Annotated in this window: 23 protein-coding genes and 1 riboswitch; of the genes, 19 read left to right on the top strand and 4 right to left on the bottom strand. The window is 35.5% G+C overall.

Annotated elements, in window-relative coordinates; all coding sequences use genetic code 11:
* Positions 1-14: 14 nt before the first annotated feature.
* From isdE to JNUCC52_RS06505, 4 genes are all read left to right on the top strand, one after another.
* A complete protein-coding gene (isdE, locus tag JNUCC52_RS06520) occupies positions 15-938 on the top strand; it encodes a heme ABC transporter substrate-binding protein IsdE (RefSeq protein WP_173478367.1) in 924 nt (307 codons plus the stop codon).
* A gap of 21 nt (positions 939-959) precedes the next feature.
* Positions 960-1,928 carry a FecCD family ABC transporter permease gene (locus tag JNUCC52_RS06515; protein ID WP_337981727.1) on the top strand — a complete coding sequence of 323 codons (969 nt, stop codon included), beginning with the start codon at positions 960-962 and terminating at the stop codon, positions 1,926-1,928.
* 15 nt (positions 1,929-1,943) lie between these two features.
* Positions 1,944-2,714, top strand: a complete 771-nt coding sequence (locus JNUCC52_RS06510; RefSeq protein ID WP_337981726.1) for an ABC transporter ATP-binding protein — start codon at positions 1,944-1,946, stop codon at positions 2,712-2,714.
* A gap of 360 nt (positions 2,715-3,074) precedes the next feature.
* A complete protein-coding gene (locus tag JNUCC52_RS06505) occupies positions 3,075-6,293 on the top strand; it encodes an NEAT domain-containing protein (RefSeq protein ID WP_337981725.1) in 3,219 nt (1,072 codons plus the stop codon).
* A gap of 540 nt (positions 6,294-6,833) precedes the next feature.
* Here JNUCC52_RS06505 and JNUCC52_RS06500 read toward each other — a convergent pair.
* Positions 6,834-7,160 carry an antibiotic biosynthesis monooxygenase gene (locus tag JNUCC52_RS06500; RefSeq protein ID WP_173478371.1) on the bottom strand — a complete coding sequence of 109 codons (327 nt, stop codon included), beginning with the start codon at positions 7,158-7,160 and terminating at the stop codon, positions 6,834-6,836.
* Between the two features lie 217 nt (positions 7,161-7,377).
* Between JNUCC52_RS06500 and JNUCC52_RS06495 the strand changes: the two genes are divergently transcribed.
* The 12 genes from JNUCC52_RS06495 to JNUCC52_RS06440 all read left to right on the top strand — a co-directional run bounded on the left by JNUCC52_RS06495 (position 7,378) and on the right by JNUCC52_RS06440 (position 18,741).
* Complete coding sequence (locus JNUCC52_RS06495) at positions 7,378-8,349, top strand: ABC transporter substrate-binding protein (protein ID WP_337981724.1); 972 nt, start codon at positions 7,378-7,380, stop codon at positions 8,347-8,349.
* A 23-nt stretch (positions 8,350-8,372) separates the two neighbouring features.
* Positions 8,373-9,401 (top strand): FecCD family ABC transporter permease, encoded by a 1,029-nt coding sequence (locus JNUCC52_RS06490; protein ID WP_173478373.1) that lies wholly within the window; start codon positions 8,373-8,375, stop codon positions 9,399-9,401.
* Entirely contained in the window at positions 9,388-10,182 is a 795-nt protein-coding gene (locus JNUCC52_RS06485) for an ABC transporter ATP-binding protein (RefSeq protein WP_173478374.1), read from the top strand. The genes JNUCC52_RS06490 and JNUCC52_RS06485 overlap by 14 nt, the downstream gene beginning before the upstream one ends.
* A 77-nt stretch (positions 10,183-10,259) precedes the next feature.
* Complete coding sequence (locus JNUCC52_RS06480; RefSeq protein ID WP_337981723.1) at positions 10,260-11,165, top strand: ferrochelatase; 906 nt, start codon at positions 10,260-10,262, stop codon at positions 11,163-11,165.
* A gap of 560 nt (positions 11,166-11,725) precedes the next feature.
* Positions 11,726-11,901: riboswitch (cobalamin riboswitch) on the top strand.
* Positions 11,902-12,021: 120 nt separating this feature from the next.
* Complete coding sequence (locus JNUCC52_RS06475) at positions 12,022-12,246, top strand: glutaredoxin family protein (RefSeq protein WP_173478376.1); 225 nt, start codon at positions 12,022-12,024, stop codon at positions 12,244-12,246.
* A complete protein-coding gene (gene nrdI, locus JNUCC52_RS06470) occupies positions 12,243-12,602 on the top strand; it encodes a class Ib ribonucleoside-diphosphate reductase assembly flavoprotein NrdI (RefSeq protein WP_173478377.1) in 360 nt (119 codons plus the stop codon). The genes JNUCC52_RS06475 and nrdI overlap by 4 nt, the downstream gene beginning before the upstream one ends.
* Positions 12,599-14,692: a class 1b ribonucleoside-diphosphate reductase subunit alpha gene (gene nrdE / locus JNUCC52_RS06465; protein WP_173478378.1), complete on the top strand. Its 2,094-nt coding sequence runs from the start codon at positions 12,599-12,601 to the stop codon at positions 14,690-14,692. The genes nrdI and nrdE overlap by 4 nt, the downstream gene beginning before the upstream one ends.
* Positions 14,680-15,648 (top strand): class 1b ribonucleoside-diphosphate reductase subunit beta, encoded by a 969-nt coding sequence (nrdF, locus tag JNUCC52_RS06460; RefSeq protein WP_173478379.1) that lies wholly within the window; start codon positions 14,680-14,682, stop codon positions 15,646-15,648. The genes nrdE and nrdF overlap by 13 nt, the downstream gene beginning before the upstream one ends.
* An 11-nt stretch (positions 15,649-15,659) precedes the next feature.
* Positions 15,660-16,097 carry a dUTP diphosphatase gene (gene dut / locus JNUCC52_RS06455; RefSeq protein WP_173478380.1) on the top strand — a complete coding sequence of 146 codons (438 nt, stop codon included), beginning with the start codon at positions 15,660-15,662 and terminating at the stop codon, positions 16,095-16,097.
* A 279-nt stretch (positions 16,098-16,376) separates the two neighbouring features.
* The gene (locus JNUCC52_RS06450) at positions 16,377-16,919 is read left to right on the top strand and encodes a GNAT family N-acetyltransferase (protein WP_337981722.1); all 543 of its coding nucleotides are present in this window, start codon (positions 16,377-16,379) and stop codon (positions 16,917-16,919) included.
* Between the two features lie 280 nt (positions 16,920-17,199).
* Positions 17,200-18,333, top strand: coding sequence for a CamS family sex pheromone protein (locus tag JNUCC52_RS06445; RefSeq protein ID WP_337981721.1), 1,134 nt, complete (start codon positions 17,200-17,202; stop codon positions 18,331-18,333).
* Positions 18,334-18,450: 117 nt separating this feature from the next.
* Complete coding sequence (locus JNUCC52_RS06440; RefSeq protein WP_173478383.1) at positions 18,451-18,741, top strand: hypothetical protein; 291 nt, start codon at positions 18,451-18,453, stop codon at positions 18,739-18,741.
* A gap of 49 nt (positions 18,742-18,790) precedes the next feature.
* Here the strand turns inward: JNUCC52_RS06440 and JNUCC52_RS06435 are convergent, their stop codons facing one another.
* The 3 genes from JNUCC52_RS06435 to fdhF are packed head-to-tail and all read right to left on the bottom strand — an operon-like array spanning position 18,791 to position 23,270.
* The gene (locus JNUCC52_RS06435) at positions 18,791-19,837 is read right to left on the bottom strand and encodes an Mrp/NBP35 family ATP-binding protein (RefSeq protein WP_337981720.1); all 1,047 of its coding nucleotides are present in this window, start codon (positions 19,835-19,837) and stop codon (positions 18,791-18,793) included.
* Positions 19,838-19,849: 12 nt separating this feature from the next.
* Positions 19,850-20,329: a helical membrane plugin domain-containing protein gene (locus JNUCC52_RS06430; RefSeq protein ID WP_173478385.1), complete on the bottom strand. Its 480-nt coding sequence runs from the start codon at positions 20,327-20,329 to the stop codon at positions 19,850-19,852.
* Between the two features lie 4 nt (positions 20,330-20,333).
* Positions 20,334-23,270, bottom strand: coding sequence for a formate dehydrogenase subunit alpha (gene fdhF / locus JNUCC52_RS06425; RefSeq protein WP_337981719.1), 2,937 nt, complete (start codon positions 23,268-23,270; stop codon positions 20,334-20,336).
* Between the two features lie 572 nt (positions 23,271-23,842).
* Here fdhF and JNUCC52_RS06420 point away from each other — a divergent pair.
* Genes JNUCC52_RS06420 through moaA form a run of 3 tightly spaced genes read left to right on the top strand, consistent with a single transcriptional unit; the run spans position 23,843 to position 26,038 of the window.
* Positions 23,843-24,190: a Na-translocating system protein MpsC family protein gene (locus JNUCC52_RS06420; protein ID WP_173478387.1), complete on the top strand. Its 348-nt coding sequence runs from the start codon at positions 23,843-23,845 to the stop codon at positions 24,188-24,190.
* Positions 24,191-24,202: 12 nt separating this feature from the next.
* A complete protein-coding gene (gene fdhD, locus JNUCC52_RS06415) occupies positions 24,203-25,021 on the top strand; it encodes a formate dehydrogenase accessory sulfurtransferase FdhD (RefSeq protein ID WP_337981718.1) in 819 nt (272 codons plus the stop codon).
* The gene (gene moaA / locus JNUCC52_RS06410) at positions 25,022-26,038 is read left to right on the top strand and encodes a GTP 3',8-cyclase MoaA (protein WP_337981717.1); all 1,017 of its coding nucleotides are present in this window, start codon (positions 25,022-25,024) and stop codon (positions 26,036-26,038) included.
* Positions 26,039-26,052 lie beyond the last annotated feature (14 nt).

The raw sequence follows: 26,052 nt of genomic DNA, 5'->3' as shown, positions 1-26,052 counted from the left end.
AGGAGTGAATGACCATGATAAAAGCTACAAAAGTTAATTTTAATAAGTTACATATTGTGGCGCTATGTATTATTTTTGTCGTTCTTTCAGCATGTACTAGTTCAAATAAGGAAAAAGAAAATACGGTAGAAAAAGATAAAGAAGAAAATAATACAACGACTCAAGATGAAAATCGAATTATTCCAACGACAGTTGCAGTTGCTCACATTTTAGATGCACTAAATTTAGACGTCGTTGCTGTTCCTACGACTGTTTATGATTTACCTAAACGATATGAAGGTTTACCCGAGGTTGGTAGTCCGATGTCACCAGATATGGAAATTGTAAAATCTTTGAATCCAACAGAGGTCTTTTCAGTAACCACGTTGGAGACAGATTTAAAAAAGATATTTGATGAGGTTGGTATTAATGCTTCCTATGTAAATTTACAGAGCATTGATAATATGAAAGCTGCCATTTTAGAAATAGGGAAAAAGTATAATCGGAGTGATGTGGCAACAAAGTTAGTGTCAGAGCTGGAAGGAAAGATTGCGGCCCTTCGAATGCAAATAGAATCAAAAGAATCCCCTAAAGTTTTAATTTTACTTGGTATTCCAGGTAGCTATTTGGTGGCAACAGAAAATTCGTATATTGGGGACCTAGTGAGAATGGCTGGAGGTCAAAATGTCATGAGCGGGCAAGAACCTGAGTATTTACCGTCTAATACGGAGTTTTTACAACAAAGTAATCCAGATATTATTATTCGTCTGGCACATGGATTGCCCGATCAAGTTGTGGAAATGTTTAATGAGGAATTTGCTACAAATGATATATGGAAGCATTTTGATGCAGTGAAAAACGGACGTGTATATGATTTAGAGGAACCTTTATTTGGAACAACAGCAACGCTTGCAGTACCTCAAGCACTTGAAGAACTGATTAACATTATGTATCCATAATGAGAAATGTAGAGGACTCAGATGAATAAAAAAATTAGTAGTTTTATAGTTGTAAGCATATTGCTTTTAGTTGTAATTATATATTCTGCAATCACAGGCTCTATTAAAATGGAGATTGCGGAATTTATTAGAGCCATATTTGGTGAAGATAATTCAAATTACGCAGTTATTAAAGATTTACGGTTTCCACGGATTATCGTCGCAATTTTTGCAGGAGCAGGCTTATCAGTTGCTGGGGTATTATTGCAGGCAGTGATGCGTAATCCATTAGCTGATGCAGGTGTAATCGGTATTTCGGCAGGGGCGTCATTTGTACAATTATTAGTCATTACATTATTCCCAATGACGTTTTTCTTCACACCAATATTGGCTTTTTTTGGTGGAGCATTTGCTTGCTTTTTAGTATTTATGTTGTCGTGGAAATCAGGCTTAAATCCTTTGAAAATTATTTTAGTAGGTATTGCGATTAATGCGATGTTTACTGGTCTAACAGAAGCGTTTGTTACGCTATGTAGCTACATGAATATAATGGTTGGTGGAGCAGGGAGCTCTAATTTGTCAATGCGAACTTGGAGTGATGTACGTTTAATTTCATTTTATGGTGTTATCGGCTTACTCGCCTCCCTACTAATAGCTTCGTGGTGTAATTTATTGGCTTTACAAGACAAAACAGCAAAGAGCTTAGGCTTTAATGTGACACGTGCACGATTAATTATTGCAGCAATAGCGGTATTACTAGCGGCAATTTCAACTGCTACAGCAGGTGTTATTGCATTTGTTGGGTTATTAATTCCGCATATTTCAAGAAGATTAGTAGGTTCCGACCATAAATGGTTAATTCCTTTTTCAGCAATAGCTGGTGCATTACTGATTTTGACTGCTGATACGTTAGGGAGAATAGTGGTTGCACCGTTAGAAGTACCAGCATCAACAATAATGGCCATAATCGGTGGGCCGTTCTTAATATTCTTAATCCGAAAAGATAAGTAAAGGGAGGTGAGTGCATTGAAAGTATCTCAAATCGAACTATCTTATGATCAGAAGAAAAATCATTTAGATGGAGTTACAACAACAATTGAAAAAGGAAAAATTACCACGATTATTGGCCCGAATGGTTGTGGGAAATCCACATTACTAAGTGTTATCTCCCGTAATAATATGCCACAAAAAGGATCAGTAACGTTAGAACAGAAAGATATTATGACGTACAAGGCAAAGGAATTTGCGAAAAAACTAGCGATTGTTTATCAACAAAACATCGTGCCGCAAGATATTACAATTGAAAAACTAGTTGCTTATGGACGTGTACCTCATCAACAAATGATGAAAAAAAATGTGGAAGAGGATGAGGCGGCAGTAAATTGGGCATTGGGAGCAACCAATTTAACACAAAAACGTACGAGTAAATTGGATGCCTTGTCAGGTGGTGAACGTCAGCGTGTTTGGATTGCAATGGCACTTGCTCAAAAATCATCCATTCTATGTTTAGATGAGCCAACAACATATTTAGATATTTTTTATCAAATCGAATTAATGGAGCTAGTGAAGAAATTAAACAAAGAAAATTCGTTAACAATTGTCATGGTGTTGCATGATATTAATCAAGCAATAAAATATAGTGACCATATAATTTTGATGAAAGACGGAAAAATTTTATATGAAGGCACACCTATAGAAACAGTAACAGCGGAACGTATGAAAGAAGTATATGGTGTAGAAGTCATTATTCAAAAGCATGAAAGTGTTGGTACGTATATGATGCCAGTAAGAATTTAGGGGTTTTTTAGACATATCATATTATGAATTACTTAATAAGCTACATTGTGCATCTCTTAATATTTTCCTTTGACCTTACTTTTTTAGAATATTAACAAAAAAGTTATCTCATAACATATATGCACTTTCTTGACAATAATAGTATGTGGGTTATAATGAATGAGAATGAGAATCATAATCAATTAAAAGAGTAGTATACTATCAAACATCCATGTAATAAATAGATGTTTTTTTATGAATTTTAATTGATATGAAAATTATTCGAGTTAAGGGATAGTATTAGAAAAATCTTTTAATACAAAGGAGGTAGAAACAACAAAGGTAGGTCAAAATATTTGGAAAAATCAGGAGGTCAGTGTATTGAAGAAATTTTTGCAATATGTAGCTATGGTAGTGCTGATGTTAGGTGCAATATTACCGAGCTTTGGAATGGAAGTAAGGGCGGAAGAAAATACCGTACCAAGTTGTGCAGTTAACTATTCAGCAAATATCAAAATTCTTAATGAACAACAAACAGCAGATTCAATGATGAATAGCTATGTTCAAAAAGAAGCTACTGTTAAACAAGAAAATGGTCTATATACAATAGACATTACGGTGCCACAAGCAAATACAACTTGGTATCAGGACTTTAAAGTTGAATCAGGTGGCGAATTAAAAGCAGCGATCAATAAAACAACAGATAGTAATGGTAACGATATTTACACATTCGTAGTTGACCAATTTGAGCAAACAATAAAAGCATGGGTCGATGTTTACATTCCGATGATAAATTATGATCATGACTATATTGTATATTTAAAAGTTGCCGATGTTACGGAAGTTAATCGTGTGTGTGAAGAAGCACCAGAACAACCAGAACAACCAGAACAACCAGAACAACCAGAACAACCAGAACAACCAGAACAACCAGAACAACCAGAACAACCAGAACAACCAGGACAACCAGAACAACCAGGGGATAACACAGAAGAAGTTATCACAAAGAACGTTCCTTTCACATTTTTAACAAATAATAAGACATACGATACTTATTTTAAAAGCTATATTAACTATGCTGATTTAGCTACTGCTGGGTTAGAAAAATATGCATATATTAAACTAACAGGTCACACATATGCATTTACGACACTAAAAGTAGGCAGTGAAAATGGGGAAGACGTAGAAATCGCAAGCTCTGAAGGAGAAGGTAACTCATTAGTACGTGTTATCAAAGTAAAGTTAGATGCTGATTTAAAAGCAACAGTCATTATGTCAGGTGACAAATATCCAGCAACGCCTTTTACATTTGATTTTAAATCCGTAAAAGAAACTATTGTTTATTTACCAGAGCATTTTAACTCGAACAATCAAGTGATTGATTTTGGACTAACGCCTGTCAGCGCTGGTGCACCAGCTCATACAATAATCGCATCACTTTTAGGTCAAGCATATGCAACAAAAACAACAGACAATAAAATTGCTGTAACAATGAATTTAGTTGTAAATGATACGACGAAGGGCTTTTCTGTAAAACAAGGAAATAAAACAGTTGCAGAATGGGCAGCAGGAAGCACGAAAAGTGTAATTAAATTTACAGTTGATTCGTTAGAGAATTTAGCATTCACGTTAACAACTGAGCGAAATGGGTCTGCTTCGACAATGGGTACGACAGTTGAAAAAGTACTATTAACAGGTGAAATTGCTAAACAAGAGGATAATAGTTCAGAAGAAAATACCAACGGCAGTGAATCAGGTTCTGGGGAGAACAATAATAATTCAAATACCGGTGGCAATAACAATTCTAACACTGAAAACAATGAACAATCAACTAATGGGCTGTATACAGTAAACTTTACGTTTTTAAATGAATCAGGTACTGGTAGTTCTATTATGAACACATATGTAGATAATCAAGCATATGTCGTGAAAAATGGTTCCTCTTACCAGGTTCAATTAACATTAAAAAATAGTTCATGGATTACTGGATTTTCAGTGAATGGTGCAACACCTAGTACGATTAGCGATTCAAATGATATACGCGTAGTGCAATTTACAGTATCAAGTCTAACTGCGCTTCAAAATGCGTGGGTAAAAGTAGATATTGCCGATCTTAACTATCATCATGACTATAATGTTCTTTTGAAATTTGATGAAGCGTCACTTTCAAAGATTAATGATAGTACATCATTCCCAAGTACAGGTGGTTCATCTAATAGTGGTTCAACAAATGGTAATTCTACAAATGGTAGTTCGACTAATAACGGAACAAACACAGGTACTACTGGGAACTTTAGTCAAGAGGGGATAGCTAAATTTGAATTTGCTAACAATGCAAAAGAGATAGCTGTATTCCTACAAAAAGCAAAAACAGTATTTGAAAATAACAAATATAAGGTTACGCTTTCATTAAATATTGAAAATAACTTACAAAATTTTATTGTTAAACAGAATGGTAAAGAACTTGCGAAATGGTCAAATCAAGTAGCTTCATTAGTACCAGTTGCAATTGCAAAAACAACAACACTTTCATTTGAAGCGGATACACTGGATAATCTTGTTTTTGAGGCCGTAACGAAGGATAAGACAATTTCTTCAAATGTCACAGCAACGACGACAAATACAAATACAATTGAAAAGAATAATCGACAGTCAATTACGTATAAAATGGTGGCTGATCCAAACGGAAATATGGCTGATTTTATTACAAACTATTTAGCACCATACTTTACGAAAGCTGAACTAGTGACGATAGACGGTAAACGTTATATTGAAATGACGCTAGTTGGTAAAGCGTATGGTTTTGAAACACTTGCATATATTGATGAAAATGGTAAACAACAAAATATCGAAGTGGTTAGTTCTACTGGTGAGAAAATGGATCAAGTACGAGTTGTTCGTTTACCATTAGTTCAAGATAGCAATGGAATTACGAAAATATTTATTGATTCAGGCAGTTTAGGTTATGGGGCGTACACATTATTCTTTACTTTTGATGTGCCAGCTTTAGATGAAGAAACAAATAACCCTAATAACCCTAATACTACTATCAAAAATCCTTTTGTAGATATCGATAATGTATTCAGTAAGGATGAAATTTTAGCTTTATATGCAGCTGGCATTACAACAGGTACAACAGCCACAACATTTAGCCCAAATAAAAATATCTCACGTGCACAATTTGCAGTGATGATTGCTAGAGCTTTAAATATTCAATCAGCTAAAGCTACTGCTTTTAAGGACGTTAAAGGTCAGTGGTATGAACATGAGGTACAAGCACTGGCAGAGGTCGGTATTGTAACAGGTGTCAATGCAACGACATTTAACCCAACAGCAAATATTACACGTCAGCAAGCAGCTGCAATGATATTACGTATGCTGGAATATAAAGGATATAAAGTAACAGTTGATGAAAGTGCTTTAACGTATAAAGATGCTAATAAAGTATTTGACTACGCTAAACAAGCAGTTTCAGAACTGCAAGCACTAGATATTATGACGGGATCTAATGGTTATTTAAACCCACAAAGTAATTTAACACGTGCTCAAATGGCAAAAATTTTAAAACGCTCATTAGAATACGTCAATTTAATTGATTAATAATTTAAGTAAGTAAGGTACTATTACTATCCCTTAAGCTTTTTCTAAAGTTGGATGTGGTGACTACGCTTCTTAGCAGTTAAGTAGTTCCGCTATCGCTATAGAATCCTTCTCTAATAAAAAAATGCAATTCAAATTTAACTTGAATTGCATTTTTTAAACTATTAAACAGCCAACTATTATTAATGCAAGCTCGTCGTTTTTTAGTAATTTATGAGTTATTAATTGTATATGTTTAACTGAGAAGGGGGAGCGTTCTAAATATAAAATTTGGCCAAAAGGATGCTATCAAAAGTAAAAAATACCTACTTTACATGGCTATTAAAACTAATGACTTTGAAGAAGAACCCACAATAGTTAATTGTGGGTTGTTAGAAAAGAGAAATTTAAAAGCGTTCTTAAACGGATTGAGTTAGAAGTTTAACCTGTAACTCAATGAAAAAGCGTCTGAGAACGTAAAGTTTATATTCTTGTATTTTTACGAATAGCGTACTGTTAATTACTAAGATTAGTAGAGCCTTTTAAGATTCCTATATGAAATTACTTTATTAATGTAGCAGCAATTTCAGAAATCACAACCCGATTACCTATTATTGGGGATGCCTCACTGTTTTCTTTGTTCCCGATAGCTTCACGTCGGTGTAAATTTTTAAAGTCATCAGAATCACGCCAAGCCTTGAATTGCTCAACTGTATCCCAGAACATCATAACGTTCATTTCATCATGATCTTCTGGTTCTGAGCAAATGTTCACTTCAACTTTATTAAAACCTTCCCAGTTCAATAAGTTTTTATCAGATATAAACAATGGTGCCATTTTATTTGCAAAGCCTTTTTTTACTAAAAAGCGGTTAGTAACTGTAATCATATTCATGACCCCTTTATAACAGTTTTAATTGATATTGATTTTCATTATCAATTAAAACATACATTAATTGGCTATGCAATAAAAAATTTAAAAAAACAACATTAAAAACGTTTGTTGACAATTTTTTTTATTTAAAATAGAATCATAAACAATGGTATGAGAATGATTATCAATTTCATTTCAATTTTTAAATAAAAAGAAAAGGTTGGTAGTTAACATGAAGAAGTTTAAATTTCTATTAGTAGGTGCGTTGGCATTATCATTAGCTGCATGTGGAGAAGAAAGTAAACAAGCGGAGACGGATTCTTCCAAAGATAAAGTAGAAATGGAACAACAAGTTGAATCAGGAGAGGCAGTAACATTCATAGATGACCTTGGAAATAAGCTTGAGTTTGAAGCAACACCGAGATCAGTCGCAACGTTAAATCCAGGAATGATGGACATTTTGCTTGCATTAGGAGCAAATGTTACTGGACGACCTACGATTACAACAGAAATGAAGGAGGACGTAAAAGCTATTCAAGAAATAGGTAACCCACATGAACCGTCATTTGAGCAGATTGCTGCATTGAATGCGGAAATACTTATTGTCCCACCAAGCTTCCAGCAGTTCGCTACAACGGTAGAGGCTACTGGTACGAAAATTGTCTACTTGAACATGAATTCAGTAGATGATATTAAAAAAACAATTACTCAGTATGGTGAATTATTTAATAACACGGCAAAAGCCAATGAGTTAGTTGCACAAATTGATGAGAAAATTGCACAAGGCGCTACAGAATCAACGTTAGATGCCCTCATTGTTTATGGAGCACCAGGTACATATTTAGCAGCACTAGATAATTCGTTATACGGGGATATCTTAAAGAAAGCTGGAGGTAAAAATATCGCAGCCGATTTACCAGCTACAGAAAAGTTTCCCAGCTACGCGACTTTAAGTGTTGAAAAAATTGTGGAACGTAACCCAAAAGTAATTATGCTGATTACGCATGCAAATCCAGCGACAGTAAAAGAAGGGTTTGAAAAACAATTGAAAGAAAATGCAGCGTGGAAAAATTTAGATGCAGTAAAAAATAATCAGATTATCATTTTACCAGCAGAGCTGTTTGACAATCCCGGTACACAGGTTGTTGAAGCCATTGATTATATGCGAGAAGTTTTAAAGACAGCTGAAGAAGCTGTGAAATAATTCTTTTATAGCGGGGTATAACGATGATAATAGAAGAGGAAAAATATGCACACCCGCTTGCTAAAAAACGAAGAATGGCGTTAATTTTGTTACCAATACTTTTGGTCATAGTGAGTGTCGGTAGCCTTATGATTGGCCAAGTTTCGTTTTCAGTAAGTGAAGTGTTTAATGGAATTATTAGCTCAGAAGATACAATGGCACGGCGAATTGTGTGGGAAATCCGTATGCCCCGTATACTAACAGGTATGATAGTAGGCGTTTGTTTGGCTATTGCAGGTTCGATTTTACAAGGTGTTATGCAAAATCCATTAGCTGATCCAGGGGTTATAGGAATTACATCCGGCGCGGGCATTATGGCGGTGGCTGTAATGGTTGTTTTTCCTGGCTATATCATATATTTACCTATTGCAGCCTTTTTAGGCGCTTTTGTCGCCGCAATGATTGTGTATTCTTTATCGGTGAAAAAGGGTGGTACATCCCCAATGCGAATAATTTTAGTGGGTGTAGCCATTAATGCACTTTGTGGTGCAGGAACAAATGCACTTATGATTTTGTATAGCGATCGTGTACAATCTGTCCTACCATGGTTGTCGGGTGGCTTGACAGGTGTTGGTTGGGTGCAATTTAAAATGATTATTTACTATGTTCTTGTAGCACTTATATTTTCAATTTATGCAATTAAACATATACGTATCATGCGTTTAGGAGATGAAATGGCAAGCCTTTTAGGGCACAATGTAGAACGCAGTCGATTCTTTTTAATTGCCTTAAGTACGTTATTGGCGGGAATTGCAGTAAGTGTTGCTGGTTTAATTGGGTTTGTAGGTTTAGTTGTACCACATATTTTGCGACTAATTATTGGTGGAGATCATAAATATTTACTACCTACTTCCGCGTTGGCTGGTGGCTTACTTGTTGTGTTTGCTGATACAATAGCGAGAACCGTATTTGATCCTATTGAGTTTCCTGTAGGCATTTTGCTAGCATTCGTTGGTGGACCGTATTTCCTTTATTTAATTCATAGAAAGGGGAATTCCATTGCTACGAACTGAGCACATACAGTATCAACATGAGTTCACTCAATTTCGATTAAATGATATTAACCTGAAAATTAATGAAGGGGAAGTTGTAAGTTTAATAGGTCCGAATGGCTCGGGGAAATCAACATTATTACGTGTAATATCACGTCTTTTAAAACCAAATAGTGGGACAGTTTTTTTAAATGAGCGTAACATTCATGAAATGAAGTCTAAAGAAGTAGCTAAAACACTAACGATGCTCCCGCAAATGAATAATCATCAATTAGATTTAACAGTGCGTGAGTTAGTAGAGTTTGGGCGTCATCCACATAGCGGAGGAAAGACGGTCCTGTCTAAAGAGGATAAAGAAATTGTTGATTGGGCGATTGACGTAACTAGACTGAAAGACTTACAAAATCGGGTACTACCTTCGATGTCTGGGGGTGAGCGTCAACGTGCTTGGATCGCAATGACTGTAGCACAGCATCCCAAAGTGTTGCTTCTAGATGAACCAACAACATATCTAGATATTGCACACCAATTAGAAGTGATGGAGCTTGTAAAAGAGTTAAATCAAAAATACAATATGACCGTTATAATGGTGTTACATGATATTAACCAAGCGGCACAAAATAGCGAACGTCTGATTGTATTAAAGAAAGGCAAAATCTATTACGATGATTCACCACATTGTGTATTATGTAAAGAAATGTTTCAATCAATTTTTGAAATAGATGCGGAAATTTATATGCAAGACGGAAATCCAATCTTTACGCCGATAAAATTGTGCTCAAGTTCTTGTGAAAAATCGTAGGCTATTTTTAAAAAGAAATTAGAACTAAAACTACAACACTATATACATTAATCTATTGAAGAAAAGGAGACTAAAAAATGATTGGTATAATTTATTACGCATATGGCGCACCGAAATCTTTAGACGATGTAACACCTTATTTTACACATATAATGAAAGGTAAAACACCACCACCTCATGTAATTGAAAATGTGACGGCACAATTTAAAAAATTAGGTGGTATTGATCCATTAGCAGCAAATACGGGACGTATTGCTAAAGGGCTGGAACATGCTTTACAGCAACGTGTAACAGAGCCTGTAAAAGTATATAACGCATACAAACATACAGAACCTTATATTCCAGATGTTGTTAACACAATGCTTAGAGATGGTATTACAACTTTTATAACACTACCTGTAAATCCGATTATGTCTACAGGGGCATCAGCGTTTCATGATGAAGTTAGTACGTTATTAGCTTCTCATGACGTTAAAGTTATCCATGCGAAAAATTGGCATTTAAATCATGATTTACTTGCTGTTTATAAAGACCGTGTTCAACGTGCATTTGAATGGATTCCTGCTGAAAAACGAGCACAGACGCATGTTTTATATACAGTCCATAGTCAGCCTATTGACCCTGAAAGAAACGAGCACTATGTGCGCCAGTTTTCCGAATTAGCCGAAGCCATTTCTAAAGAAGCACAAATTGCGAACTGGCATGTTACATATCGAAGTGGTCATGGGAAAGGTGACTGGCTAGGTCCAAATGTAAAAGATAAAATTAATTCATTGCAAGGCGAGGGTGCTCAAGGTATCGTCACATGTGAGCTTCTTTCACTTTCAGCGGATATTGAGTCCTATTTTGAAGTCGGATATGAATGTCATCGATTATGTGAGGAACTGCAAGTTGAATTTGCACAATCGGAGTTTCCAGGTGATAGCTATGATACCATTCAAGCTTTAGCTGCCATTGTCGAATCATTTATTCCCGCACAATAACTGAACAGGTTAATAAATTACGATTAACTATTGTAAAGTCTATATTGCCATCTGATGTCGATATTCCATTGATGTCAGATGGTTATTTGTTTTATATCAATATAGCGAACAGAATAGCCACGAATAAATACACTTCATTCTAATCTGAACTAGCATAAATGATATCTAACAAACGGCAAATCTATTTTAATATTTTTTTGTGTGTATAATGAAAAATTGAATAGAAGTTATAGGGCTTACGATAGTGGCTAAAATATGATAACAGCTATAAAATTATATAAGTACATATTAAATATAATACGCAGTTTAATTTAGGCTTCAGTAGGTAGAATAATAATTGCTTAACATTTGATAAAGCTTATCATGGAAAACCGTCTATCATTCTTTAGAACTATTGACGATATTATTAATTATACTAACCTAGCTAGTCATTTTTCATTTATTAACCGTTTGTTGTTCCTAAAGAAAATAGTGAAAAGTTACACTATAAAGAATTCGCTTTTCTTGATTTACTTTTTACTTGAAGGATGGTACACTTAATTGTGTTCAACAACAATATATTGTGTTAGTTTTATATAGGTACTACTATATGTAGTTTAATAGGGAAGTTCGGTATATCCGACGCTGTCCCCGCAACTGTTAAGCTGACGATGATTTAATCCACTGTGCATTCGTATGGGAAGGATATCAGAGAATGAAGCAAAGCCAGGAGACCTGCCTATAATAAAACAATTCAACCTTTCTTCGGGGAATAAGAAATGGGGACGTGACGATTTTTTTGTTTTTTTACGTTTCTAACTTAGGCTGTCTCTCCCAAGAGATAGCCTTTTTATATTATGAAAAGAGGGAATTTAAAATGAAACTTTATACGAAAACTATATGCCCAAAATGTCTTTGGGTCAAATCGGAATTACAACGTGCAGGACTTGAAGCAGAAATTGTGAATATTGATCACGATGAGCAAGCAAAACAAAAAATTATGGACGCAGGTTTTTTAAGTGTGCCTGTTCTTGAAGTAAATGACACATTTATAGGAGATGTCAAAGAAATTGTTTCTCAAATTGAGATGATTGCAATATGATCGTTTATGCTAGTCGTACAGGTAATGTGCGAAGTATTGTGACGAAATTAGATGGGGAATCTATTGAAATTTATGATGGATTGTTGCTGACTGAGCCCTTTCTATTAATTACATACACGGACGGCTTAGGTGATATTCCTGCAAAAGTAGCTCGCTTTTTAGAGCAAAACAAGGAATATTGCAAGGGAGTAGCTGTAAGTGGTAATAGTAATTTTGGGCACCATGTGTTTGGTGGAGCTGGCGAAAAAATTGCAGAAACCTACCAGGTCCCGCTAGTGCGTAAATTAGATTTACGTGGATATCAGGCTGATTATGAAGTAATACAAACGTTTTATGAAACGAGGGTGAAGGGATGAAAACATACTTAAAGCTTAATAATGAGGTGCTTAATCGCTATAGCACGACGGGTCAATTAGAGCTTGAAAAGGACCGTGAAGCAACACGCCGTTATTTTTTAGAATATGTAAATGTGCGTCTACGTTATTTTATTGATATTGAGGAGAAAATACGCTATTTAGTCGATGAAGGTTATTACGAGAAAGAGTTTATCGACATGTATGAGATAGATTTTATTAAACACTTATACAAAAAAGCATACGATTACAATTTCCGCTTCCCATCTTTTATGAGTGCAAGTAAATTTTACGATAGTTACGCAATGAAAAGTCGTGACGGGGAAGAAATTTTAGAAAAATATGAGGATCGTATTGTTATCATCGCTTTATATTTAGCACAAGGGAACACGGTTTTAGCAGAACGTTCCGTTGAAGCAATGATGGAGGCGTATCAACCAGCAACGCCAACCGCATTAAATAGTGGAAAAAAAGCGCGTGGCGAATTAGTAAGCTGCTTTAAACTTTCAATGGATGATTCAATGAATAGTATTGCTGAAAATATTGGTTATTGTTTAGAGCTATCACGCCTTGGCGGTGGAGTAGGGGTAAACTTAACAGATTTACGTCCATTAGGAGATCCAATTAAAGAAATTTTAAATCGTGCAAGTGGTGTGATTCCAGTTGCTAAACTTTTAGAAAATTCCTTCAGCTATTCCAATCAGCTTGGACAACGTAACGGCTCTGGCGTTGTCTACCTAAATATTTTCCATGCTGATATTGAGAATTTTATTTCATCGAAAAAGCCAAATGCTGATGATAAAATCCGACTTGCAACGCTATCAACAGGTATTATTATTCCAAGTATTTTCTTTGAACTGATGAAACGTGATAAAGATATTGTGTTGTTCAGTCCATATGATATTTATAAAGAATACGGGAAACGAATGTCTGAAATTTCCATTACAGAGATGTATTATGAGCTACTAGATAATCCTAATATCCGTAAGATTAAACGCTTGAATGCGCGCAGATTATATACAGAAGTGAAAAAAGCGCAATTTGAATCAGGCTATCCTTTCGAAATCTTTGATGATAATGTCAACGATGTACATCCACTCAAAAATATAGGTCGTGTAAAAATGTCGAACCTATGTACAGAAATTTTACAAGTACAAGAAACAAGTATCATTACTGACCAAAATGAATCAAATGAATACGGACTAGATGTATCGTGTAACTTAGGCTCAATTGATATACATGCCGCAAGTAAAGTAAGTGATTTTGGTACATTAGTAGATACAGCAATGCATCTTTTAACGAATGTGTCGCAAATGACGAACATCACGAATGTACCGCCTGTAGCTAAAGCCAATAAGTTAATGCATTCTGTAGGGCTTGGATGTATGAATCTGCATGGTCATCTTGTTACAGAAGGGATTATGTATGGCTCTAAAGATTCAATTGCTTTTATGGATAGCTTTATGGAAGCGATGAACTATTATTCACTTAAATCATCGATGGAGATTGCTAAGGAACGAGGCGAAACGTTCTACCGTTTTGAGGATAGTGATTATGCGTCAGGCGTTTATTTTGATCAATATGTTAATAAAATTGAAGAAGAGCTTTCACCAGTTGTATTAAAAGCATTAGGAAATATTCCAATCGTGACATCGAAAATGTGGGAAACATTAAAGCAGGATGTTATGGAATATGGTTTATTCCATTCTTATCGTCTAGCTATTGCACCAACTGGTAGTATTTCATATATTCGTAGCTGTACAGCTTCAATTGCACCAAGTACGGAGCGTGTAGAGGTGCGTGATTATGCGGATAGTCGAACAATTTATCCAATGCCACATTTAACAAATGACAACAGTCATTTATATGTGGAAGCATATGATGTGAATCCATATGATTTAATCGATTTATACGCAGCATCTCAAAAACACGTAGACCAAGGGATTTCGATGACGCTGTATGTCACGGATAACTGGACAACGGAACAGTTAGCGAAAATTTACATTTACGCTTGGGTAAAGGGAATTAAATCAGTTTATTATGTCCGTCAACGTTTGCAAAGCTTAGAGGAGTGTGTCGCATGTCAAATATAATTTACGAAGCGGTCAATTGGAATAAGTCAACGAGTGAACTCGCACAAGTATTTTGGGACCAACAATGGAAACAAATTTGGTTTCCAGAGGAAATTGCGGTAAGTAAGGATATTCAGCAGTGGAAAAACTTCGAACACCAAGATACGTATAAGAAAGTATTTGCAGGCTTAACATTACTTGATACAGTTCAAACGAATATTGGGATGAACCGTGTTGCTGCATATACATCGGACCTTCAAGAAAAGGCTGTTCTTACTGTATTTGATGCTTTTGAAGCAATCCATGCAAAATCTTATTCTTATATTTTCACAACGCTTTGTACAAATGAAGAAATTGACGCGCTATTTGAATGGGTTAAGAAAAACGAATACCTACAATATAAGGCAAATAAAATTGCGGATATTTATAATGGCATTGAAGAAGGGGATTCAGAAAGTTTATGGAAAGCGATGTTCTCGTCCGTAATGCTAGAATCGTTCCTATTCTACTCTGGTTTCTTCTATCCATTGTACTTAGGCGGACAAGGCTTTCTTCGCAATAGTGCAGAAATTATTTCCCTTATTTTACGTGACGAATCCATCCACGGTGTGGCAGTAGGCTTTTTCGCACAAAATTTATATAAGCAATTTTCGAAGGAAAAGCAAGAAGAGTTGACTTTATGGGGATATGAATTATTGCTGGATTTATATCAAAATGAAATGAATTATACAGAAGATATTTATGCAGAAACAGGGTTATCACCTGAAGTAAAAGCATATGTTCGCTATAATGCCAATAAAGCGTTAATGAATGTTGGTTTTGATCCAATGTTCCCTGAAGAAGAAGTGAATCCAATCGTAATGAATGGTATTCGTAATGAAGGTTCAACATATGACTTCTTTTCACAAAAGGGTTCTACTTACGCAAAAGCAAAAGTAGCGCCAATTACAGATGACACATTTAAATTTAATCGTTAAGGATGAAAAAAATGAACTTAGACGTAAAAATCAAAAGAATTCATGCTGATGCATTGCTACCTTTGCAAGCAAATCCAGGTGATGCGGGAATGGATCTTTATTCAATTGAAGCAGTAGAAATTCCTTCGGGAGAAGCAAAATTAATAAAAACAGGCTTACAAATTGAATTACCAAAAGGGACAGAAGCGCAAGTTCGTCCAAGAAGTGGACTAGCATTAAAACATAGTGTAACTGTTCTCAATAGTCCTGGAACAATTGATGAAGGCTACAGAGGGGAAATTGGTGTTATTTTAATTAATCATGGTAAAGAAACATTTATCGTGGAGAAATCAATGCGCATCGCCCAAATGGTAATCCAGATGGTTCCTTCTATTCAATTGCAAGAAGTAAATGAATTATCAGAAACGGTTCGTGGAGCTTCTGGATTTGGAGCAAGCGGCACAAAATAAGTTCGTAAGAATTAAGTTCGGTACTGTACCGAACTTAATTTTTTTGTAGGAGTGCCAGTCACCCATACAATTTACACACAATTTCACGATTATTTATTTAGTTCGAAAAAATAACATGTTTGACTTGCCATATAAATTTGAAATAAAATAGGCTCATATTAAATTGGAGGTTTTTGTTTGATTAACTTATGTTTCTTACTGGGATGGAAACTTTCTTAATAATTATTATTAAGAAAGTATGTTGGGTAATTTCGAAATTTTTTTAAAATAGGAGAGTATATGTATATTAAAATTAGGCAAGAGCACCCTTCAGATTGCAAAAAAATTGAAGATGTTATCAAAATGGCATTTTTAAATGTAGAACAAAGTGACAAACAAGAGCATTTTCTTGTGAATAAAATTAGACAATCAGATGCTTTTATTTCTGACTTGTCACTAGTAGCGATAGATCAGGAAACGAATGAAATTGTTGGTCATATTCTTTTATCTAAAATAACAATTGTCGCTTCTAATTTAACTGTAGATTCTTTAGCACTTGCTCCTGTTGCAGTCGCACCTGAACACCACAAGAAAGGTGTAGGTAGTCAACTCATTAATGCAGCTTTAAAACGTGCAAAAGAGCTTGGTTTTCAGTCAGTAATCGTTTTAGGACACAAAGATTATTACCCGAAATTCGGATTTAAAAAGGCAAGTTTATGGAATATAAAAGCTCCTTTTGATGTGCCGGATGAAGTATTTATGGCAATTGAATTGACGAAAGATTCTTTGACTAATGTTCAAGGAACAGTAAATTATTCAAAAGCCTTTATGAGTGAGAGTTAATTATTGATATAAATCATTTACAAAGACCCTGTATTTTTTATAGGGTTTTTTGTATGTATATTAAACTCCATTTTGAATGAAAAATGCACTTTAAATAACAGTAAAACGATTGTTTTATTTGCTAGCAACTAGACGTTTTGCACCTTCTTAAATAACAAATAGCGGTTGTAATATATAAAGTCTTTAATATAAATATTAATAGAACTTATGGTAATATAAGGTATGACGATAGTAGGGTAAGATTTTCATAATATCACAATAAGAAAGGAGCATTATAGTCATGGTTATAAGAAAAAGTGTGCTTTTATTAATATCACCTTTATTCTTTTTAGTAGCTTGTAGTGATGAGGAAGAAAGTAAAAATAATAATGAGAAAATGTATATATCTTCAATTCAGAAAAAGGAAACATTCGAAATTCAACAACCCGCTAAAATGAATGTAGCAAGAGGATTAATTGTTAGTAATATGAATAATACGATAAATATCAATGAAATAGAAAAAGGGTTAATGAATTTATCAGTTAATTATTTTTCACCTAATAGTTTTTATATGCAAGAAGGCCAATATTTAGATAAAAATATGATTAATCAATGGTTGGCAAGAAAAACGGAAGAAGGGTTAGGTTTAAATCCACCGATAAAAAATAGTACTGGAAATGTGTTAGAGGATGAAAAACAGAATCCACTTTTTTTATCTCATATATTAGAACAAAATTACATTAACAAAAAAAGTGGAAAAATAGAAGGGATGTCATTAGCTATATCGTTGAATGAATATTATGACATACGAGTATCTGATGATAAAGGATTAATTTATACAGACCAAGTGAAAGTTGATAATACCGATGATGATGTCAATGATGTAAAGAATTACGGTAAAAAAATAGCAGAAACAATAGTAAAAAATATAAGAAATCATGAAGCAATGCCGAATGTTCCAATCTATTTAACGTTGTATCAGGAATCCAATAAAAATGATATACTTCCAGGTATTTTTTTAGCTGAAACCTTTATTGGGGAGAGTAAGGATAGAATAGATAAATGGACGGAGATTGATAAAAAAGATTATACATTTCCTTCTGATGCATTATATAGTTTAGATCAAGATACATATAATAAATTATTAAGTTTTAAGGAAGAAATACAAAAGAATTTCAAACATTTAAATCCAAAAGCATTTGGAAAGCTACGATATGAAGATGGAAAATTAGCAGATATTAAGATAGAAGTACATGCACCTCTAATAAATGATACGGAATTGATTGCTCTTTTGCAGTTTATTAGTACAAAATTAAATGCCATTTTATTTGACTATGTTCCTGTAACAATTCGTATTATCGATCAAAAACAAGATGTTGGAATTATTTTATGGGACCCAGCAGAAAAACAAATTTTCGCCACTCCAATAGAGTGACAGGCACCGAAACAATTCTGATAATTCAATAGGCATGTTTTGTTCACTTTTCGGCTTCATAAAAAAAGAGTATTATTAAATAGGAAGAAACTCTATATAAAAGGATGACGTTCGGACATGAATGAGCAATTAGTGGATTGGATTATTCGCTTTCAAAGGGATAAAGATATTGAAGCACTAGCGAATTTAAAAGACTATTGTTATGAGATGATTGAGCCTTTAATTGTGGAATTTACAGCGAAGTATGGTGAAGATGCAGGAGAGTTATTACGTTTAAAATGGGATAAACGGTTTTATTTTATTTTTACAAAATATCAGGTGAATGTAGGGCTACCTTTAGATTCATTCGTCCAAAATACGTATCGTTTTTATTTCATGCAAGTACTAAAAAAGGCGGGTTATTTGTAACAGAAAAAATCCCTTGATTTGTGTAAAAGCAAATCAAGGGATTTCTGTTTTATTGATGTAGTAAATCTTCTGCTAGCTGAGTAAATATTTCGCCGATAATTGTTTCTTCATCATATACCGAGGAGCCTGTATTTTCTTCAGGCTGGGCGAAAGGAATATGAGCTATTACTTGCGTTTGCAGTAAATCTGCCAAATGTTCGGCTCCACCTTGTCCAAACAGATAGTTTTTTTGACCATCTGCCCCAGCAAAATAAGCCATGTTTTCTACTACACCAAGTATAGTATGCTTCGTATGTTGTGCCATCAAGCCTGCACGGGATGCGACATGAGACGCGGCAAGATGCGGTGTTGTAACGATGATTTCTTGTGCTTGTGGAATCATCGCTGCCATATCAATGGCTACATCCCCAGTACCTGGAGGTAAATCAATCAGGAGATAGTCCAAATCGCCCCATAACGTATTGACAAGGAAATTGCGAATCCATTTGTTAAGCATAGGCCCACGCCACATAACAGGCTGGTTTCCATTTGTGAAAAAGCCCATCGACATCAATTTAACCCCATGACTTTCAACTGGAATCGCTGTTTGGTCAATCATGGTAGGTTTTTGCTCAATGTTCATCATGGCAGGAATACTAAAACCATAAATATCAGCATCAAGTATGCCTACACGTTTACCAAGACGGGCAAGAGCGACCGCCAAATTAATCGTAACAGTCGATTTCCCAACACCGCCTTTGCCACTTGTGATAGCAATGAATTGCACGCCAGAATTAAGCTGCAACATGTGAGGCATGCCTTGTGCATCAACATTTTTCTCTTGTAAAGAGGCAGTTAATGCACGACGTTCCTGATCAGTCATAGCGCCAAAGGTAATGGCAACACTTGAGGCACCAATCGCTTGTAATGCTTCCTCCACATCTTGCTTGATTTTCGCTTTTAACGGACATCCAGGAATCGTTAAAATAATATCCAGTGATAGATGGGTGTCATTTATATGAATATTGCGGACCATATTCAATGTGACGATACTCTGATGAAGCTCAGGATCTTGAACTTGTTGTAATGCGTTGATTACATCTTCTTGTCCTAACATAACAGAACCACCTTATTCTTTTAAACCTTTGCCAAGTCCCTTTAAGAAATGGACCCCAAAATTGAGGGCACGATTGACATCTGGATCATTTAACATTTTTACAAGCTTAAAGGCACTTACTTTTTCATCGGATTCAAGTGCTTTGTTGGCTTCCTCTACACCTGAATTTAAGCCATCAATCAGCTTAGTCGTTGTTTCAGGACTTAGCTCAGTCAATGCTCCCGCAACACCCATTAAATTATTAATAATATTAGTTACAGGTTTTCGTGTTAATTGTCCAAGTGCAACATGGGCGACTTCTTCTTTAGCTTCTAGTAGCTTCATTGCTGCTTCTAATGCACCGATATCATTTAATTCAGCCATAATAAGCAACACTTGATTGACTGCATCTTCTTGATCAGAAAGCAGTTGTTTGAGATTATCTAATTTTTGTTCCTTTAGCTGTTCTTCTGTTACTTGTTGTTTTTTTATATTTGTAATGGGTGCAGCCATGCTCTCACTCTCTTTCGTTTATGGTTGTTAAGTGAACGTAGCCAGGACGATTCCATTTTCGTTGTACCTCAACACCATTTTGAGGATGACGCTTTTTATAGCGAGGGTTAGTGCGAGGAAGTGGTGTTTTGCCTTTAGCTTTTAGCACTTCTACTCGTACTTTTGTTTGTTTATAAGCTGGTGTTGATGTATTAACATCTGCTGCAGGACCAGTTAAGAAGTTGATAGCTGAATCTTTGCTAACAGAGTTCATTGGTAAAAATAATTCATTTCCTTGTACACGATCTGTAACAAGGGCATTTAGCTTTAATGCGCCATATGGAGATACTAAACGGAGTAGGGCCCCATCTTCAATGCCTCGTTCTTTTGCCAATTCTGGTGAGACTTCAACGAAAATCTCAGGTACCTTTGATTGAATACCTTTCGATTTATTTGTTAAATTTCCTTCGTGGAAGTGTTCAAGCATACGACCATTGTTAATATGACAATCGTATTGTGCCTCAAATTCAACTGGTTGTACCCAATCATTTAAAGCAAAACGGGCTTTTTTGTCAGGGAAGTTAAAGCCGTCTTCATACAATAACGGTGTATCTTTACCATCGTGGCTACCCCAACAGAAACTACCCCAGCCTTCTAAGACATCATAGTTGGCTTGTGAAAATAGAGGAGACAGGCTCGCCATTTCATCAAAAATATCACTTGGATGTTCATAATGCCAATCTGCTCCTAATCGACGTGCTACAGCTTGAAGGATTTCCCAATCTGCTTTTGATTCACCAAGTGTTGGTAAAACTTGATACAGGCGCTGAACGCGACGTTCAGTATTTGTAAATGTACCTTCTTTTTCAAGGGAAGGGGCAGCTGGTAAAATAACATCTGCATATTGTGCAGTACGTGATAGGAAACAATCCTGTACTACAAAAAATTCTATTTGTGAAAGGACCTCATCTACATGGTTGGCATTACAGTCAACAAGTGCCATATCTTCACCCACTAAATACATCGCTTTCATTTTACCTTCCATAATGGCATCTAACATCTGCATATTAGTACGACCTGGTTGGGACTGAATAGGAACACCATAAGCTTTTTCGAATTTTGCACGTGCCGCATCATCAGTTACTTTTTGATAGCCTGGTAATAGATTTGGTAATGTTCCCATATCACAAGCACCTTGAACATTGTTATGACCGCGGAGAGGGTAGGCCCCAGCACCAGGACGGCGATAGTTACCAGTTGATAATAGTAAATTTGAAATAGCTGCTGATGTGTATGAACCGCCAGTATTTTGTGTTACACCCATGCCCCAAAGAACGCATGTACCGTCTGCATCACGAATCATCTCAGCAACTTCAATCAATGTTTCTTTCGCAATACCAGTCATTTCTTGTGCATAATCAAGTGTATATGTTTCAAGCACTTGTTTGAAATCATCAAAATGAAGGACATTTTCTTGAATAAAGGCTTCATCATGCCATCCTTGATCAATGATATATTTAGTAACTGCCATTAACCAAACTTGGTCAGTACCTTGTTTCGGACGCATAAAGATATCGGAACGCTCAGCCATTTCATGTTTACGTATATCGGCAACGATTAATTTCTGACCATGTAATTTATGAGCACGTTTCACACGTGTTGCTAAAACGGGATGACCTTCAGCTGGGTTAGCACCAACAATAATGACAAGACCAGCTTTGGCAATATCTTTTATTGTCCCAGCGTCACCGCCTAAACCTACTGTTCGTAATAAACCATCAGTAGCAGGAGATTGACAATAACGAGAACAATTATCGACGTCATTTGTTTCAAATAACTGACGAGCCATTTTTTGAATTAAGTAATTTTCTTCATTTGTAATTTTAGAAGAAGAAATAAAGCCGATAGAACCAGGACCATATTGTTGTTGAATACCACCAAGTTTTGTTGCAATTAGATCCAGTGCTTCATCCCATGATGATTCAACAAACTCATCATTTTTACGTATAAGTGGTTTTGTAATTCGTTCTTCTGAATTGACGAAATCCCAGCCGAATTTCCCTTTGACACAAGTCGAAATCGCATTTACTGGACCATCGGAAGGCTGTACTTTTAAAATTTTTCGGTCTTTTGTCCATACTTCGAATGAACAGCCTACACCACAGAAAGTACAAACTGTTTTCGTTTTTTTAGTGCGTTTACTACGCATGGCTGCTTCCACTTCAGAAACGGCAAAAATACCGCTATATCCTGGTTCCACTTCCTTAATCAAACTGATCATTGGATCTAACATATCCTGTTTTAAACCAGTCATAAATCCAGCCTCCCCAAGCATGGATTTTTCCATTAAGGCGTTACATGGGCAAACGGTTACACATTGACCACAACTTACACAGGAAGAATCGTTAATGGCAGCACCTTTATCCCAAATTACACGTGGTCGTTCTGCTTCCCAATCGAGTGATAATGTTTCGTTAACCTGTAAATTTTGGCAAACTTCTACACATTGCCCACATGCAATGCATTGGTTAGGATCATATCGGTAAAATGGATGCGACATGTCCACTTCATGTGGTTCAACTTTGGGCGTGTACGGATATTTTTGATGCTCGATTTCCATTAATTCGGCTGTATTGTGTAATGTACAATTTCCATTGTTATTATCACATACTGTACAGTACAATAAATGGTTTTCGAGTAGACGGTCCATTGCTTCTGTTTGTGCAGCTTTTGCTTTGTCAGAAGTTAATAAAATATTCATGCCGTCTACTGCCTTTGTGGAGCAGGAACGAACTAATTGGCCATTCACCTCCACAATACAAGTATCACATGTTTCAATTGGGTCTACAGCTGGCACATGACAAATCTGAGGATGAGGAATGCCATGTTGATTAATGGTATCAAGGATTGTTGCTCCTTCTTTTACATTATATGGAGCGCCATTAATTTTAATTTGAGTCAAGGTAACTTCCTCCTATTCACTTTGAGACTTATAGGACAACTTGTTACGGCTAAAGACAAAAGGGAATAACAAATCGAGTTAGTTATTTTTGAAGCGATTGTCTTGTTATTATTGTAATTCCCTCTTGTTCTTTAATCTACCTCGAAATAGGTGTAAATTCTAGATTATAACAAATTATCCATGTCTCGTTTTTTTAAAATAAAAAAATCCACCATGAAATTACATGTCCAAAACATGCTAATCATTCATGGTGGATAAAATTCTTAGCAGGTCTTGCTAAAAACTCAATCTACTTTTATTTTTAATAACAATAGAATTCAAATATTAAAAACACTATGCAACATCGTGAGATAGGGATTAAAATAAATCAATTCCATTTGTGATATGTATTATTATAGACTTATCCTTCAAAATGAACAATATTAATCATAAAATTTATTAAATGAGAATGATTATCAAAAAATATTATCACTTTTAATTTTTTTCAAGTTGCTATATCATTAACAAACTGTAAGGGTGACCTCATATCAATTTGCCTAAAAAAGTTTATTTACGATGGGAGAATCGTTGCTATGTCAAAAAAAATCCATGAATTTAATGATATGATTCGAAAGTTAAGAAAAGAAGTATTTGGAAAAGGGCCAGAGCGTATTCATACTGTTTTTGTCGAGAATATGGCTGTATCAACATTATACGGAAATATCACACCGACGGAAAAATTTATTGCCAGTACACCCGAAGGGCTAAAGATGGTACATGCTGCAAGGACGAGTATGATTCAGGATTTATATACACAATCACCACCCGAGGGGATGGAGGAATTGATAGGCAGCAAATTACTGCACTTATTTTCAGATATAAAAATTGAAGAGGATTTTGCGATTTCCGTCTTTGTTTTTGAAAAAAATATTAGTGTGTAAAGGGGATGCCTTATGGATCGAGCAATAACAAGGAAAATTACGCGTGTAGAAGGCCAGCAAGTAAAAGAAATAGATGATTTAATCGTCTCAGAATACGCTGTGACTGTAAAAATTAATCAGCAAGAGTTTGTTACGATGGTTTGTACACCAGAGTATGTGGAAGATATGGTTATCGGCTACTTAGCTTCTGAACGAGTGATACGTAGCTTTGAGGATATTGAGGAAATTTGGCACCAAGAGAAAGAGGGCTTTGTGCATATTAAAACAAAACATGTCAATCCCTATTACCAACAGACGCAAAATAAACGTTATATTACCTCTTGTTGTGGCATGAGTCGGCAAGGATTTGTTTTTACCAATGATGCATTAGTAGCGAAAAAAATGGATGATGTTCATGTGCAAATGACGACCGAGGATTGTTTTCGTTTAATGCATGAGATGCAGGACGGTGCAAACATTTTTAAGAAAACGGGTGGTGTGCATAATGCCGCATTATGTAATGTCAATGGCATTGTCTTAAGCCGCATGGATATAGGACGTCATAATGCGTTAGATAAAATTTACGGCTATTGCCTCCGTAACAATATTAGTATGCAAGATAAAATCATCGTCTTTAGCGGACGGATCTCGTCTGAAATTTTACTAAAAGTCTCCAAAATAGGCTGTGAAATTGTGCTGTCTAAATCAGCACCAACTGAATTAGCATTGCAATTAGCAGAGCAACTTGGCATTACGACGGTAGGATTTATCCGACAACATACACTGAATATTTATACACATCCAAAACGCATCCTATTACCTGCTCAGAATTCACTGAAAGAAGGAGATTAAATGCATGATCTACAAGACCAATTAAATAGACCTTTAAGAGATTTAAGAATATCCGTAACAGATCGTTGTAATTTTCGTTGCCGCTATTGTATGCCAGCTGAAGTATTTGGTCCAGATTACGCATTTTTACCGTCTAATAAAATATTAACTTTTGATGAGATTGAACGATTAGTAAAAATCTTTGTTTCTTTAAATGTAAAAAAGGTGCGTATTACAGGCGGAGAGCCCTTACTTCGTCGTAATTTGCCTGAATTAATTGCGCGCATTCATCGCATAGAAGGTGTAGAAGATATTGCATTAACAACAAATGGTTCTTTATTAAAAAAATTTGCACAACCATTGGCACAAGCTGGCTTATCTCGCGTTTCCATTAGTCTCGATTCACTGGATGATGAGCGTTTTTCTGAGATGAATGGTCGTCGTGGCAAAGTCTTAACAGTGTTAGAAGGAATTGAAAAGGCTGCAGAAGCGGGTTTAAAAGTGAAAATTAATATGGTTGTGCAAAAAGGAAAGAATGATCAAGATATCGTTACAATGGCACAATTTTTTAAAGAAAAACAGCATATTTTACGCTTTATTGAATATATGGATGTAGGCAATTCAAATGGTTGGCGCTTAGATGATGTTGTGTCCAAAAAGGACATTATTAAGCAAATTCATCAATTTTCACCGTTACAGCCAGCAGCGCCAAATTACAAAGGGGAAGTGGCAACACGTTATCAATATCAAGACGCACAAGGTGAGATTGGAGTAATTTCGTCTGTTACGGATTCTTTCTGTTCCAGTTGCTCACGTGCTCGTCTCTCGGCAGAAGGAACATTATACACTTGTTTATTTGCAACAGAAGGAACGGATTTAAGAGAGCTGTTACGGTCAGGGCAAGATGATGCTGCCATCATCAAATGTATTACAAAGGTATGGGAAACAAGAGATGATCGTTATTCAGATGAACGTAATGAGCAAACAATGGCAAAAAGGAAAAATTCAAAAATTGAAATGTCTCATATTGGAGGGTAGTGTATAAAAAAACA

Origin of the sequence: Lysinibacillus sp. JNUCC-52 (assembly GCF_015999545.1) — a bacterium.
Lineage (GTDB): Bacteria > Bacillota > Bacilli > Bacillales_A > Planococcaceae > Lysinibacillus.
Note: the sequence above shows the minus strand (reverse complement) of the source record. Positions and strands in the feature narration are given on the sequence as shown.